This window comes from Acidithiobacillus ferrooxidans ATCC 23270 (genome assembly GCF_000021485.1).
Taxonomy (GTDB): Bacteria; Pseudomonadota; Gammaproteobacteria; order Acidithiobacillales; family Acidithiobacillaceae; genus Acidithiobacillus; species Acidithiobacillus ferrooxidans.
In genome coordinates, this window is the sequence record NC_011761.1 from 2338279 (window position 1) to 2352128 (window position 13850).

Consider the following 13850-nt stretch of genomic DNA (forward strand, 5'->3'; position numbering starts at 1 on the left):
GATTCTTCCTTATGCTCAGTGTCTGCGACAACCTCACCGTCCCCTGGGGGTGGCCGACAGCCCAGTAATGTAGGCGCCAGTGTAAAGATTCAGCTTCGAATGGTCAATTTCGTGGTCTTGGGACAGCACCGGCAAGAGCCAGCTTGGTTAAACCACTGGTCAGCGCTGCGGCTACATCGGCCGCCATATCAGCGGATGCGGCCTCGACCATGATCCGTAATACCGGTTCCGTACCGGATGGGCGCACCAGCAGGCGCCCGCTTCCCCCGAGACGATCCTCCGCATCAGCAATGAGCTGGTGTGCCGATGACTGGTCGAGCAGTGTTTGCGCCCCGGCCATGCGCACGCTTTTCAGCACCTGGGGGAAAGCGCTATAGCCTTCCCGCAGGGCTGCCAGCGTCACCCCGCTGCGGCGCAGAATGGCCAGTATCCGCAACGCGGCAAGGATGCCATCGCCGGTAGTGTTCGCGGGCGTGATGATGTGCCCCGACGACTCGCCGCCCAGCGGATAGCCATGGCGGCGCATGGCTTCCAGTACGTAACGGTCACCTACGGGCGTGCGCAGCATGGGCACACCACAGCCAGCCAGCGCCTGCTCCAGGGCAAGGTTGCTCATGACCGTACCCACCACGCCGGAGAGCCCACCGTTCTGGCACATATTCCGCGCCAGCAGCCAAAGGATTTCGTCACCGTCGAGCAACTCACCCCGACCGTCCACCAGGAGCAGGCGATCACCGTCGCCATCAAACGCAATGCCCACATCGGCGCCGGTGCGTAGCACCGCGGCACGCAGCGCTTCCGGGTGAGTGGAACCCACCTGATCATTGATGTTGACGCCGTTGGGCTCCGCTCCCAGCAATTCCAGTGTGGCTCCCAACTCCCCGAAAATCATGGGCGCCACTTTGTAGTTGGCGCCGTGCGCACAATCCAGCACCAGATGTATTCCGCGCAGATCGAGGTCGGCGGGAAAGGTGGTTTTACAGAACTCCACATAACGGCCCGCCGCATCATCCACCCGCCGGGCCTTGCCCAGCCGCTCCGAGGCCGAGAGAGCCATCGGCCGGTCCATCCATGCTTCGATGGCCTCCTCCTGGGCATCCGGCAACTTGTAGCCGTCTCCGGAGAAGAATTTTATGCCGTTATCCTGATAAGGGTTGTGCGACGCGCTGATCACAATACCGGCATCCGCGCGCAGGGTACGGGTCAGATAGGCGATGGCCGGCGTCGGTAAGGGGCCAACCAGTAGAACATCGACGCCTGCCGCCGCCAACCCGGACTCCAAGGCAGACTCCAGCATGTATCCGGACAGACGGGTGTCCTTGCCGATAACTACCCGGGGCCGACCTGGCGCGTCGGCGGTGAGCACGTGCCCCGCAGCCCAGCCCAGGCGGAGCACCCATTCCGGGTGAATAACAGAATCACCGACCTGACCACGCACTCCGTCGGTCCCAAACCACTTTCTGGTCATCGTTTGCCTAACTCCACATAGGAACAGCGGTCTTCAAATCAAGCCAATCCGCGCCAGACCCCCAATGCCTGCACCGTTTCTGCGACATCGTGGACACGTACGATGCTGGCGCCGCGCGACACGGCCCAAAGTGCCGCGGCAACACTGCCCGCCACACGCTCAGAAGCCGATTCTACACCAGAGAGCTCACCGATCATGCGTTTGCGGGAAAGACCCACAAGCAGCGGCAGCTCCAGGGACGCAAGGTCATCCAGATGGCGCAGCAAAGTACGGTTTGCTTCCAGATCCTTGGCAAAACCAAAGCCGGGATCTACCAGCAGATGGTGCCGGGGAATGCCTGCGGCGACACACTGTGCTACACGCTCGGACAGAAAATCCTTCACCTCTGCCACGACATCGCGGTAATGGGTGTTCTCCTGCATATTCTGCGGGGTACCCCGCATGTGCATCAGACAGACGGGAACACCCAACCCTGCGATGGTCTCCAGTGACAGCGGATCAGCACGCAACGCGGTCACATCATTCATGAGCCCCGCGCCCAGAGACCAGGCTGCACGCATAACAGCGGCTTTGCTGGTGTCAATGGAAATGGGCAGCGGCACCTCTGCCGCCACCGCCTCCAACACCGGCAGAAGTCGCCGCAACTCTTCCTCCTGCGTCACCGCCGGCGCCCCGGGGCGGGTGGATTCCGCCCCGATATCGATGATATCGGCACCCTCCTCCCACATCCGTTTGGCGCGCACGAGGGCGGCATCCGCAGACAGATAGGTACCGCCATCCGAAAAGGAATCAGGAGTGATATTAAGCACTCCCATAACACAAGGGCGCCCGAGAACCAGGGGGCGCCCATTGCAATCCAGCGTCAGGGTCAAACCGGGTGTTCGCCGGGGTTGAGGCTGGGCAACGACTGTCCGCCGGATTTGTCGGCCGTTGTGACATTGCCGTCGGGAGTGGAAGGATAGCTTCCCGTTCCCCCTTCCACCGGCGGCTGCGGATCATGCCCCGCCATGATAGCGCTCACCTGTTTTGCGTCCAATGTCTCATACTTCAGCAGAGCCCGGGCCATGGCCTCGACCTTGTCGCGATTTTCTTCGATCAGTTTACGGGCAATACCGTAACGCTCCTGAATAATATCGCGTACCTCTCCGTCCACGGTCCTCGCCGTCTGCTCCGAGATATTGCTGTGCTTGGTCATTTCCCGGCCAATGAATACCTCTTCCTCTTTTTCACCAATGACCATCGGCCCGATGCCGGACATGCCCCACTGGGTCACCATGCGCCGCGCCAGGTCGGTGGCACGCTCGATGTCATTACCTGCGCCGGTCGTCATCTGGTTGAGGAATACTTCTTCAGCGATGCGTCCACCCATGAGAATGGAGATATTGTTGAGAATTTCCTGACGCTCGTAGTTGAAGCGATCCTCCGTCGGCAACTGCATGGTGAGCCCCAAGGCCCGGCCACGCGGGATAATGGTGACTTTATGCACGGGGTCCGTGCCCGGAAGCAGCTTGGCCACCACGGCATGACCGGACTCGTGATAGGCCGTGGTCTCACGCTGTTTGTCGCTCATCACCACCGACTTGCGTTCGGCGCCCATCATGACCTTGTCCTTGGCATCTTCAAAGTCAATCATGTCCACCAGACGCTTGCTTCTACGAGCCGCCATCAGCGCCGCTTCATTGACCAGGTTGGCCAGATCGGCGCCGGAGAAGCCAGGGGTACCGCGGGCAATGACCTTGGCGTCCACGTCAGGGGCAACCGGCACCTTGCGCATGTGTACCTGCAGAATCTGCTCGCGCCCGCGAATGTCCGGCAACGGAACGGTGACCTGCCGGTCGAAGCGGCCGGGCCGCAACAACGCCGGATCCAGCACATCCGGACGGTTGGTAGCCGCGACGACAATGATGCCCTCGGTGCCCTCGAACCCATCCATTTCCACCAGCAACTGATTCAGGGTCTGCTCGCGTTCATCATTACCGCCACCCAGGCCGGCGCCACGCTGACGACCCACTGCGTCGATTTCGTCAATGAAGATAATGCAGGGGGCATGCTTTTTGGCCTGCTCAAACATGTCGCGAACCCGCGATGCACCCACGCCAACAAACATTTCCACGAAGTCGGAGCCGGAGATGGAGAAGAATGGTACCCGCGCCTCTCCGGCGATGGCACGCGCCAGCAGGGTCTTACCGGAACCCGGCGAACCCATGAGCAGCACACCCTTGGGAATACGTCCGCCGAGGCGTTGAAATTTCTGCGGATCGCGCAGGAATTCAACAATCTCGGCCAGTTCGTCCTTGGCTTCTTCAATACCTGCCACATCGGCAAAAGTGACCTTGTTGTTTTCCTCGGTCAGCATCCGCGCCTTGCTGCGGCCAAAGGTCATCGCGCCGCGACCACCGGCACCACCACCACCCATCTGGCGCATGAAGAATATCCACACGCCGATCAGCAGCAACATCGGGAACCATGAGATGAGGATGGAGAGCAGCAGCGACTGCCCCTCCGGGGGCTTGACCGAGATCTTCACTCCTGCGGCCAACAGTTGGGGAACAACCTGGGTGTCGTTCGCCGGGGTGTAGACGCTGAAATGCTGCCCCGAATTCAGGCTGCCTTCCACATGATTACCGTTGATGGTGACATCCGCGACCTGACCTTGCTTGATACTACTCACGAAGGTCGAAAAATCCATGGCCTGGGCCGGGGTAGAACTGCTCGTATTGAGGTTCTGGAACACCAGCATCAGGATAACGCCGATCGCCACCCACAATAGTACATTTTTTAAGACATTATTCATTAGCTCACCCCCCGACCGGGAGAATTTAGACTGATTATAAGACCAATATATCGTTCGATCTTAACCTTCTCAAGACCGCCTGACAAGAGCAGCTTCCTCAACCCTGCGTTCCCCCCACCGTCAGATCACGGATTTTCAGCGTCGGCTGTCCAACACCTACGGGTACACTCTGGCCATCCTTACCACAAGTGCCCACTCCCGTATCCATCTGGAGGTCGTTGCCGATCATTTCAACCCTGGTGAGCACATCCGGGCCGTTGCCGATCAGGGTCGCGCCTTTGACAGGCCTGGTTATCTTACCGTTTTCAATCAGATATGCTTCCGATGCGGAAAAAACGAATTTGCCGTTGGTGATGTCCACCTGACCGCCCCCAAAGTTGACGGCGTAGAGCCCGCGTTTGACGCTGGCGATGATTTCCCGGGGATCGCGGTCCCCGGCCCGCATATAGGTATTGGTCATCCGCGGCATCGGCAAGTGCGCGTAAGACTCGCGGCGTCCATTACCGGTCGAACGCGTCCCGGTCAAACGCGCGTTCAGGGTGTCCTGCAGATAACCTTTGAGAATGCCATCCTCGATCAGTGTCGTGCACTGAGTCGGAGTCCCTTCGTCATCGACATTCAGACTCCCGCGGCGCCCATCGAGCGTGCCGTCATCCACGACGGTGACGCCCGGCGCGGCGACCCGCTGGCCGACCCGGCCGCTGAAGGCGCTGGTGCCCTTGCGATTGAAGTCCCCCTCCAGTCCGTGGCCAATTGCCTCATGCAGCAGCACGCCCGGCCATCCCGGCCCGAGGACCACTTCCATGGTGCCGGCAGGGGCCGCCTCCGCCTCCAGATTGACGAGCGCCTGACGCGCGGCTTCCCGGGCGAAGCCTTCGGCCATGTCGCCCTGAAGAAAGGCCTGATAATCGTAACGGCCGCCGCCGCCGGCGCTGCCTTGCTCACGCCGCCCGCCCTGCTCGGCGATGGCGGAGACGTTGAGGCGCACCAAAGGACGCACATCGGCAGCCATCGTACCGTCGAGACGCGCCACCAGCACCGCCTCGAAGCGGGCATTGAGGCTGGCCATCACCTGGACGATGCGCGGATCACAGGCCCGGGCGGCCCGTTCCACCCGTTCCAGCAGGGCGATTTTCTCGCTATTGGAAATGGAAGCCAGAGGATCGACCGGCGGATATAGTGCCAGCCCCGGACGCTGCTGCCAGACCAGTCCTTTCGTCTGACCCGGACGATGGACAATGGCGCGCGCCGCATCCGCCGCCGTCAACAAGGCATCAACCGCGATTTCGTCAGAATAGGCCAACCCCTGACGCTCACCGCTCACCGCCCGCACACCCACTCCCTGTTCAATGGAGTGACTGCCTGACTTCACGACCCCTTCTTCCAGGCTAAAGCCCTCGCTGCGGCTGTACTGAAAATACAGATCCGCATCATCCAGGGCGCGATGGGAGAGGCGACCGAACACCTTTTCCAACGCCCCTTCGCTGATTCCGCCAGGTGCAAAAAGGGTAGCGCGGGCAATTTCCAGGGCTGAGGCAGTCATGACGTTCCTTTCTGACAGATTAAGACAGTCAGTATGCGCCCAACCCATGGTTTAGAACAAGTCCAAACCGTCTGCTGCGCCTGCTACAGACCAAGGTTGTCGGCAGCCAGGCCCGAACCGCCATCCGCCCGCCGAGCGGGATAAAATTTCGTCGTGAAATGATACCGCTGGTTCGGTTATCCACATCTTTTGCACCATTTGCGCACCATATTATGCACAAGATGTAGTTGACACCAACAGAAACAAGTCTATATTTAGTATTCAGCTGCCATGCTTTCCGCTGTCACTGCTTGTACTCACCACCGCCCTGATCTGGAGTCGCCCATGTCTAAACCTACCACCCAGGCCGTCATCGGTAACCCTGCCTACGACCCTTCCGAAGCCAGTCATTACAAAGTCATTCGTCGCAACAACGCGATGGTCAATTTTGACGCCAGCAAGATTCATATCGCTGTGACGAAGGCCTTCCTGGCCGTGGAAGGCGGCAGCGGGGCGGCAAGCGCGCGCGTTCGTGACCTCGTCAGCCGCCTGACGGAACAGGTGATTGAAGCACTGAAACGGCGCCAGCCGGGGGGCGGCACCTTTCACATCGAAGACATTCAGGATCAGGTGGAACTGGCGCTCATGCGTGCCGGCGAACACGAAGTCGCCAGGGCCTATGTACTTTATCGCGAGGAGCGCGCGCGGGAACGCCGCCAGCAAGCTGCGGCGGAAACCCCAGCCGACGTCCCGGTTATTCGGGTCAGCTATCCGAACGGCAGCCAGCGGGCACTGGACATGGTACGATTGCGCGCCGTCATCGACGAAGCCTGCAGCGGCCTGGGCACCGCCGTGTCGATAGACGCCATTCTCGGCAACACCGTCAAAAATCTCTACGACGGTATCAGTGAGGATGAGTTGTTTCAGGCCCCCATTCTGGCCAGCCGGGTGCTGATCGAGCGCGATCCCGCCTACGCCTACGCCTCGGCACGTCTGCTTCTCGACCGCGTGCGCTGGGAAGTGCTCGGTGAAGCCGCGACGCAGGCGGAGATGACCGCACGTTATCCCCAGTATTTCCGCGACTATCTGCAAACCGGCATCCAGAATGAGCTGATCGACCCGCGCCTGGGACAGTATGATCTGGAACGCATCACCGCCGCGCTCCGGCCGGAGCGGGATCTGGACTTCCAGTATCTGGGCATGCAGATTCTGTATGACCGCTACTTCTTGCATGTACGGGAGCGCCGCATCGAGTTGCCGCAAGCCTTCTGGATGCGGGTGGCCATGGGTCTGGCGATGAATGAAGTCGACCGCGAAACCCACGCCATCGCCTTTTACGAAGTGCTGTCCAGCTTCGACTTCGTCAGTTCGACGCCCACCCTGTTCAACGCCGGAACCTTGCGCCCGCAGTTGTCCAGTTGCTTCCTGACCACCGTGGGTGACGACCTGGATGACATCTACGAAGCCATCAAAGAAAACGCCATGCTCTCCAAGTTCAGCGGCGGGCTGGGGAACGACTGGACGCCGGTGCGTGCGCTGGGCTCCTTCATCAAAGGCACCAATGGCAAGTCGCAGGGCGTCGTTCCCTTCCTCAAAGTGGTCAACGACACGGCGGTGGCGGTCAATCAGGGCGGCAAGCGCAAAGGCGCGGTCTGCGCCTATCTGGAAACCTGGCACATGGATATCGAGGAATTCCTCGAACTGCGCAAGAATACCGGCGACGACCGCCGCCGCACCCACGATATGAATACCGCCAACTGGATCCCCGACCTCTTCATGGAACGCGTCGAGAACAACGCCATGTGGACGCTGTTCAGCCCCAACGAAACACCGGATTTGCACGACCTCACCGGGTCGGCGTTTCGGGAGCGCTATGAGCACTATGAGCGCATGGCGGATGCGGGCGGCATCGAGTTGTTCAAGCGCATACCAGCCATTCATCTCTGGCGCAAAATGCTGACCATGCTCTTCGAGACCGGCCATCCCTGGATCACCTTCAAGGACCCCTGCAACCTGCGCAGCCCGCAGCAGCACGTTGGGGTGGTGCACAGCTCCAACCTCTGCACCGAAATCACCCTCAATACCAACGCCAAAGAGATTGCCGTCTGCAACCTGGGGTCCGTCAACCTGGTATCCCATTTACGGGCAGTGGCGGACGCCGGCGCATTGCGCGAGGACAGCACGCCGGAAGAACTGCTCGCCATGATGGATGGGGAAAAGTTGCACCACACCATCCGCGTTGCCATGCGGATGCTGGATAATGTCATCGACATGAACTACTACGCCGTCGCCAAGGCGCGCAACAGCAATCTGCGGCACCGGCCGGTGGGCCTGGGGCTGATGGGCTTCTCCGATGCCCTGTTACAGATGCGGATTCCTTACGCTTCGGCAGCAGCCCTCGCCTTTGCCGACATCAGCCAGGAAGTCATTTCCTACCATGCCATCGATGCATCGGCCGATCTCGCCCGGGAACGGGGCAGCTATCAGAGCTTCCCAGGGTCCCTGTGGAGTCAGGGTATCCTGCCCATCGACAGCATCGACCTGCTCGCGGCCGGCCGTGAGCACGGCGTGGACGTGGACCGCAGCCAGCATCTGGACTGGGCAACACTGCGTAGCAAGGTACGGGGCGGCATGCGCAACAGCAATTGCCTGGCCATTGCGCCCACCGCCACCATCTCCAATATTGTCGGTGTCAGCCAGGGTATTGAACCGATTTACCAGAACCTCTATGTCAAATCCAACCTGTCCGGCGAGTTTACGGTGGTGAACAGCTATCTGGTTCACGACCTGAAACGCCTGGAACTCTGGGATGAGGTCATGGTCAATGATCTGAAATACTTCGATGGCTCGGTCATGCCCGTAGACCGCATTCCGGCCAGCATCAAGCCCCTGTATGCCAACGCTTTTGAAACCGACCCGGAATGGCTGGTGGAAGCGGCGGCGCGGCGGCAGAAATGGCTGGATCAGGCCCAGAGTCTCAACCTCTATTTCGGCCAGCCTTCCGGCAAGAAAATTGACGAGATCTACCGGCTGGCCTGGAAACGCGGCCTGAAGACCACCTACTACCTGCGCTCACTGGGCGCCACGGCAGCGGAAAAATCGACGGTGCAGACGGGCACCCTCAATGCGGTCGTATCAGGTCAACCCAAAGCCTGCGCGATCGACGATCCGACTTGTGAGGCCTGTCAGTGATACGGGAATTGTTTGAAAAAGGAAAACATCATGTTAAGTTTTGAAGAAAATCTTCGTAAAGAATCCATTCTCAATGGACCGTTAGCGACGCGTCCGGAGCATGTTGGTGGCATCGAGGAGACTGGCATGACCAGTTTTGAACGGGTGCGCGCCGAAGACAAGCGCATCATTAACGGCCACGCCGATGTCAACCAACTGGTGCCTTTTAAATATCAATGGGCCTGGGATAAATACCTCGCCGCCTGCGCCAACCACTGGATGCCCCAGGAAATTCAGATGTCCAGGGACATCGCCCTGTGGAAAGACCCCAAGGGGCTGACCGAGGACGAGCGGCGTATCGTGAAGCGCAATCTAGGCTTTTTTGTGACGGCGGACAGCCTGGCGGCCAACAACATCGTGCTGGGCACGTATCGTCATATCACCGCCCCGGAATGCCGCCAGTATATGCTGCGCCAAGCCTTTGAAGAGGCCATTCATACCCACGCCTATCAGTACATTGTCGAATCCATCGGCCTCGATGAGGGCGAGATATTCAACATGTACCACGAGGTGCCTTCGGTACGGGATAAAGATCAGTTTCTGATGCCCTTTATCGACGTTCTGGCGGACCCCCATTTCAAAACCGGCACCCTGGAAAATGACCAGAAATTATTACGCTCACTGATCGTGTTTGCGGCGATTATGGAAGGCACCTTTTTCTATGTGGGTTTCAGCCAGATTCTGGCGATGGGCCGGCAGAACAAAATGGTAGGCGCGGCGGAGCAGTATCAGTACATCCTGCGCGATGAATCCATGCACTGCAATTTCGGTATCGATATGGCCAACCAGATCAAGGTGGAAAATCCGCAACTCTGGACGGAGGCTTTCCAGCAGGAAATCATCGACCTGATCCGCCGTGGCGTAGAGTTGGAATGTGCTTACGCCGACGATACCATGCCCCGCGGGGTGCTCGGTCTGAATGCACCGGTCTTCAGGGAATACGTCAAATATATCGGCAATCGCCGTCTGGTGCAGCTTGGTTTGCCGCAGCAGTATCCGGGCGTACAGAATCCCTTCCCGTGGATGAGCGAAATGATGGATCTCAAGAAAGAGAAGAACTTTTTTGAGACGCGGGTCACCGAGTATCAGACCGGCGGGGCGCTGAGCTGGGAATAAGCGGGCTGCTCCGTTGGACGACACATAAAGTGAGATCAAGCGAGACTAGGCAGCCAAACGTAGGCTGCCACTTCTTAATGAAGAGGCAGCAAAAGACAAAAACCTCTTCTCGCGCGTAATGTCCAACCATAATTCGAATGTCCACAGTGCAGCGATTCCGGTCATTCGTTATTGGGCGTGTCACGGTCGGCAAATATGCCGACATTCCAGGGTCGGCGTAATGGAGCCATCCCGCTGTCCCGGGCCAAACCTCCACAAAAGATCGAGGTTGAAATGCCCCACAACTCCCACGCAGCCTGCTACACTTCAGTAGACCAAATAGAAAAATTTGCTTGAGGACTGCTGGGAGGGTCGGGTATGAGCGGATATTCCGGAAAGATTGATCATATCGTGGTCCTCATGCTGGAAAACCGGTCCTTCGATAATATACTCGGCCAGTTGTATCCCAAGTCCAGTCGGCAGGCCCGATTTGGGGGGGAACGCCGGAGGAGATGGCCGGCCGGATCTTCGACAGCATCCACGCCAAACTCCTCACCCTGCCCGACGATCTGGAGATCTTCCCCGGCCATGCGGCAGGCAGCGTTTGCGGTGCCGACCTGTCCGGCAAGCCCTCCTCCACCATCGGCTTCGAGAAGCGCTGGGACCCCTATCTGTCCATGACCGACCGCGACGCCTTCATCCGCGAACTCACGGCCAACATCCCGGAGCGGCCGGCGGAGATGGCGCGCATCGTGGCGGCCAATCTGGGTGCGGCGGCATGAGCGCGGAGACGGTGCGTTTCGCCCTCTTTGCCGAGGTCTTTGCGGCGCTGACCCATCCCAAGCGCCTGGAGATGATCCATTACCTGGGAGAACGGCAGCATACGGCGGGGGAGTTGACCGAGCTGACCGGGCTGTCCAAGGCCAATGTCTCGCAACACCTCAACGTGCTCAAGGCACGTGGCTTGGTCCATTGCGACAAGTGCGGCACCTTCTGCCATTACCGTCTCACCAGCCCTGCCGTGCTGGAGACCTGCGAGATCGTGCGGAAGTTGATTCTTGACCAGATGGATATTACCACCGCCTGCCGTCAGCAACTGGCGGAAGTCGTGCCGCTGCGCAAGACGCCTTCATGAACCCGGTGCAGGCAGCCGCCGGGGCCTATCAGCGGGGAATTGCCCGCAACCGTGGCCAGTTTCTGCTGCAAACCTCGCAGGTCTTTTTTGTCGGTTTGATCATCGGCATGGAGCGCACGGTCTTGCCGTCCCTCGCCCAGGACTTTGGGGTGGCCAAGGGGGCTTTTCTCTTCCTGGCGTCCTTTGTCATCTCCTTCGGTCTGGTGAAAGGAGCCCTCAACCTGGTGGCGGGCTCCCTTTCCGATCGTGTCGGGCGTAAGCGTGTCCTGTTGATCGGCTGGATTGCCGGCATTCCCATCCCGTTGCTGATCTTCTTTGCCGCCAACTGGTGGTGGATCGTCGCCGCCAACGTCTTTCTCGGCATCAACCAGGCCTTCACCTGGACCATGACGGTGACCAGTCAGATCGACTTGGCGGGCAGCCGACAGCGCGGTCTGGCAGTGGGAATCAATGAGGCGGTGGGTTATTTGGGCATGGGCGTGGCGGGGCTGGCCACGGGCTATCTGGCCGTGCTCTATGGCCCCCGTTGGGCGTTGCTGCTCTTCGGCCTAGGGGTGGTCCTGCTGGCCCTGGTGCTGCTGTTACGCGTGCGCGATACCATCGCCTGGGTTCACGCCGAGCACGCCGCGGGCCCCATATCCTCCCCCCCGCCAAAGCGGAGCTGGATGCAGAGCTTTCTCGAAGTCTCTTTCCAGAATCCGCGCTACCGCGCCTTTTGCCAGGCGGGGGTGGCCAACAAGGTGGCCGACACCCTCGTCTGGGTGCTCTTTCCGCTCTACTTCCTGGAGCACGCCATGGGAGTGGTGGCCATCGGTTGGATCACCGGCGTTTACGGTGCCGTCTGGGGGCTTTCGCAACTCTGGACCGGCTATCTGGCCGATCGCATCGGCCGCAAGATCCCCATTGTCAGCGGCTTTTTTCTGTTGTCTGCGGGCTTGGCGGCCACTGCCTTGGTGCAAGGCTTTGTTTTGTGGATGTCGACGGCGCTCATCATGGGTCTAGGCATGGCGCTCCTGTACCCGAACCTGGTCGCCGCCATGTCCGACACGGCCCCACCGCTGGAGCGAGGGCGTATCCTCGGTGTCTATCGGTACTGGCGCGATACCGGTTATGCCATCGGCGGATTGCTGCTGGGGCTGGTGGCGCAATGGAGTAACGAAATTCTCCCCGCCGTCTGGGCTACGGCCGGTATTGTCGCCCTGTCGGGGCTGTGGGTGGCCCTGACCGTGAAAGAAACCCATCCTCGTCCTGTTCAAAAAAAGGGTAATGTATGACCATCGCGTTGATTGTTTTGCATGCCGCTCCCGAGGCGGATAATCCCCGCGCCGATACGGCGGTGCGTCTTGCCGGCGCCATGCTGGCCGAGGGCAAGGAGGTGCGCCTTTTCCTGGCTGGACAGGGGATTGGGCTGCTGGCGCCCGCAAGGGAATTCGCGAAGTCTACCCGTGCGCTCTTTCTGGAACTGCTGGATCTGGGTTTGACCGTGCAGTGTTGTGGCACTTCCCTCAAAAGCCAGGGATGGGCAGGGTCTTTACCAGACGGTGTTACAAAAAGTTCCATGAAGGGTCTGTCCGACTGGATCAGCGCCGCGGATGAGGTCGTCTGTTTCTGAAGTATCGCCTGTGCGCCGCCGATTCACCTGCCATCACGAAGGAGTGCAACCCGATGATCTTCCGTCAGCTCTTCGAAACAGAATCCGCTACCTATACCTATCTCTTCGGCTGTACCCAGACAGGGCAGGCAGTACTCCTCGATCCGGTGCTGGAGACCGTGGAGCGGGATCTGCAAGTCCTGCATGATCTCGGGCTGCGCCTGAGCTATACCCTGGAGACGCATATCCATGCCGACCATGTGAGTAGCGCCCGCAAGCTCAAGGCCCGCGTCGGCAGCCGGATTGCAGGGCCGGCCATGGATGGCCTGCCCTGCACCGATTTCGGGGTGGCCGAAGAACGGCCTCTGAGCCTGGGTTCGCTCCATTTTCAAGCCCTTTTTACCCCTGGACATACCGATACCCACCACGCTTATCTGGTGGTGGACGGCGACACTTGGCGGGTTTTCACCGGAGATGCCCTGCTCATTGATGGCTGCGGGCGCACCGATTTCCAGAATGGCGACGCCGCCACCCTGTACCGCTCCGTTCAGGAAAAGCTGTTTGTCCTGCCCGACGCCACCCTGGTTTATCCGGCCCATGATTATCAGCACCGGCATGTCTCGTCCATTGCCCAGGAAAAGGAGCGGAACCCGCGCCTGGCCGGCAAAAGCTCGGCGGAGTTCCAGGCCATCATGGCTGATCTGAAACTGGCCCATCCGCAAAAGATGGCATACGCTGTCCCTGCCAATCTTGCCTGCGGGCAATGTCCGGAGGACATTCCAGAAACGCTCCGCCGTCTTTGCGACCCATCCTTCCAGGGAGGGTGAGCACTTTCCGGCTGGCGAAACCCCTACCCTGAGCGCGAGAAGCCCTTCTTCACCACTTGCTAAGTGATTTACCGTGACCGTCCGCTTTGGCCGAACTCCGCGTGCTGAAGATGCTCATCCTGAATGGCCGCTTTGGTTAATTTGCTTTCCGCAGCACGCCTTGATAGCGATTACTAGACATGAACAT

Annotated in this window: 11 protein-coding genes and 1 pseudogene; 8 read left to right on the forward strand and 4 right to left on the reverse strand. The window is 59.7% G+C overall.

What is annotated here, in order from left to right; genetic code table 11:
• Positions 1-103: 103 nt before the first annotated feature.
• From glmM to tldD, 4 genes are all read right to left on the reverse strand, one after another.
• Complete coding sequence (gene glmM, locus AFE_RS12085; protein WP_009566647.1) at positions 104-1468, reverse strand: phosphoglucosamine mutase; 1365 nt, start codon at positions 1466-1468, stop codon at positions 104-106.
• A 38-nt stretch (positions 1469-1506) separates the two neighbouring features.
• On the reverse strand, positions 1507-2283 hold the full coding sequence (gene folP / locus AFE_RS12090) for a dihydropteroate synthase (protein ID WP_012537304.1): 777 nt from the start codon (positions 2281-2283) through the stop codon (positions 1507-1509).
• 53 nt (positions 2284-2336) lie between these two features.
• Positions 2337-4262 carry an ATP-dependent zinc metalloprotease FtsH gene (gene ftsH, locus AFE_RS12095; RefSeq protein ID WP_009564125.1) on the reverse strand — a complete coding sequence of 642 codons (1926 nt, stop codon included), beginning with the start codon at positions 4260-4262 and terminating at the stop codon, positions 2337-2339.
• Between the two features lie 97 nt (positions 4263-4359).
• Entirely contained in the window at positions 4360-5805 is a 1446-nt protein-coding gene (gene tldD / locus AFE_RS12100) for a metalloprotease TldD (RefSeq protein ID WP_012537305.1), read from the reverse strand.
• 324 nt (positions 5806-6129) lie between these two features.
• Between tldD and AFE_RS12105 the strand changes: the two genes are divergently transcribed.
• The 8 genes and pseudogenes from AFE_RS12105 (at position 6130) to AFE_RS12135 (ending at position 13663) form a co-directional block, all read left to right on the forward strand.
• Complete coding sequence (locus AFE_RS12105) at positions 6130-8976, forward strand: ribonucleoside-diphosphate reductase subunit alpha (protein ID WP_012537306.1); 2847 nt, start codon at positions 6130-6132, stop codon at positions 8974-8976.
• A 126-nt stretch (positions 8977-9102) separates the two neighbouring features.
• A complete protein-coding gene (locus AFE_RS12110) occupies positions 9103-10131 on the forward strand; it encodes a ribonucleotide-diphosphate reductase subunit beta (RefSeq protein WP_225487671.1) in 1029 nt (342 codons plus the stop codon).
• A gap of 357 nt (positions 10132-10488) precedes the next feature.
• Positions 10489-10569: pseudogene (locus AFE_RS17115) on the forward strand (alkaline phosphatase family protein); the annotation flags it as partial.
• Between the two features lie 53 nt (positions 10570-10622).
• The gene (locus AFE_RS12115; RefSeq protein ID WP_009565762.1) at positions 10623-10892 is read left to right on the forward strand and encodes a hypothetical protein; all 270 of its coding nucleotides are present in this window, start codon (positions 10623-10625) and stop codon (positions 10890-10892) included.
• Positions 10889-11245, forward strand: a complete 357-nt coding sequence (locus AFE_RS12120) for an ArsR/SmtB family transcription factor (protein ID WP_012537308.1) — start codon at positions 10889-10891, stop codon at positions 11243-11245. The genes AFE_RS12115 and AFE_RS12120 overlap by 4 nt, the downstream gene beginning before the upstream one ends.
• Positions 11242-12519 (forward strand): MFS transporter, encoded by a 1278-nt coding sequence (locus tag AFE_RS12125; protein WP_012537309.1) that lies wholly within the window; start codon positions 11242-11244, stop codon positions 12517-12519. The genes AFE_RS12120 and AFE_RS12125 overlap by 4 nt, the downstream gene beginning before the upstream one ends.
• The gene (locus tag AFE_RS12130) at positions 12516-12857 is read left to right on the forward strand and encodes a DsrE family protein (protein WP_012537310.1); all 342 of its coding nucleotides are present in this window, start codon (positions 12516-12518) and stop codon (positions 12855-12857) included. The genes AFE_RS12125 and AFE_RS12130 overlap by 4 nt, the downstream gene beginning before the upstream one ends.
• 53 nt (positions 12858-12910) lie before the next feature.
• A complete protein-coding gene (locus tag AFE_RS12135; protein ID WP_009561385.1) occupies positions 12911-13663 on the forward strand; it encodes an MBL fold metallo-hydrolase in 753 nt (250 codons plus the stop codon).
• Positions 13664-13850 lie beyond the last annotated feature (187 nt).

What these genes read in the sequence shown, in the direction of transcription:
- glmM (WP_009566647.1), bottom strand. Translation starts at nt 1,468, where the DNA reads ATGACCAGAAAGTGGTTTGGGACCGACGGAGTGCGTGGTCAGGTCGGT.
- folP (WP_012537304.1), bottom strand. Translation starts at nt 2,283, where the DNA reads ATGGGAGTGCTTAATATCACTCCTGATTCCTTTTCGGATGGCGGTACC.
- ftsH (WP_009564125.1), bottom strand. Translation starts at nt 4,262, where the DNA reads ATGAATAATGTCTTAAAAAATGTACTATTGTGGGTGGCGATCGGCGTT.
- tldD (WP_012537305.1), bottom strand. Translation starts at nt 5,805, where the DNA reads ATGACTGCCTCAGCCCTGGAAATTGCCCGCGCTACCCTTTTTGCACCT.
- AFE_RS12105 (WP_012537306.1), top strand. Translation starts at nt 6,130, where the DNA reads ATGTCTAAACCTACCACCCAGGCCGTCATCGGTAACCCTGCCTACGAC.
- AFE_RS12110 (WP_225487671.1), top strand. Translation starts at nt 9,103, where the DNA reads ATGACCAGTTTTGAACGGGTGCGCGCCGAAGACAAGCGCATCATTAAC.
- AFE_RS12115 (WP_009565762.1), top strand. Translation starts at nt 10,623, where the DNA reads ATGGCCGGCCGGATCTTCGACAGCATCCACGCCAAACTCCTCACCCTG.
- AFE_RS12120 (WP_012537308.1), top strand. Translation starts at nt 10,889, where the DNA reads ATGAGCGCGGAGACGGTGCGTTTCGCCCTCTTTGCCGAGGTCTTTGCG.
- AFE_RS12125 (WP_012537309.1), top strand. Translation starts at nt 11,242, where the DNA reads ATGAACCCGGTGCAGGCAGCCGCCGGGGCCTATCAGCGGGGAATTGCC.
- AFE_RS12130 (WP_012537310.1), top strand. Translation starts at nt 12,516, where the DNA reads ATGACCATCGCGTTGATTGTTTTGCATGCCGCTCCCGAGGCGGATAAT.
- AFE_RS12135 (WP_009561385.1), top strand. Translation starts at nt 12,911, where the DNA reads ATGATCTTCCGTCAGCTCTTCGAAACAGAATCCGCTACCTATACCTAT.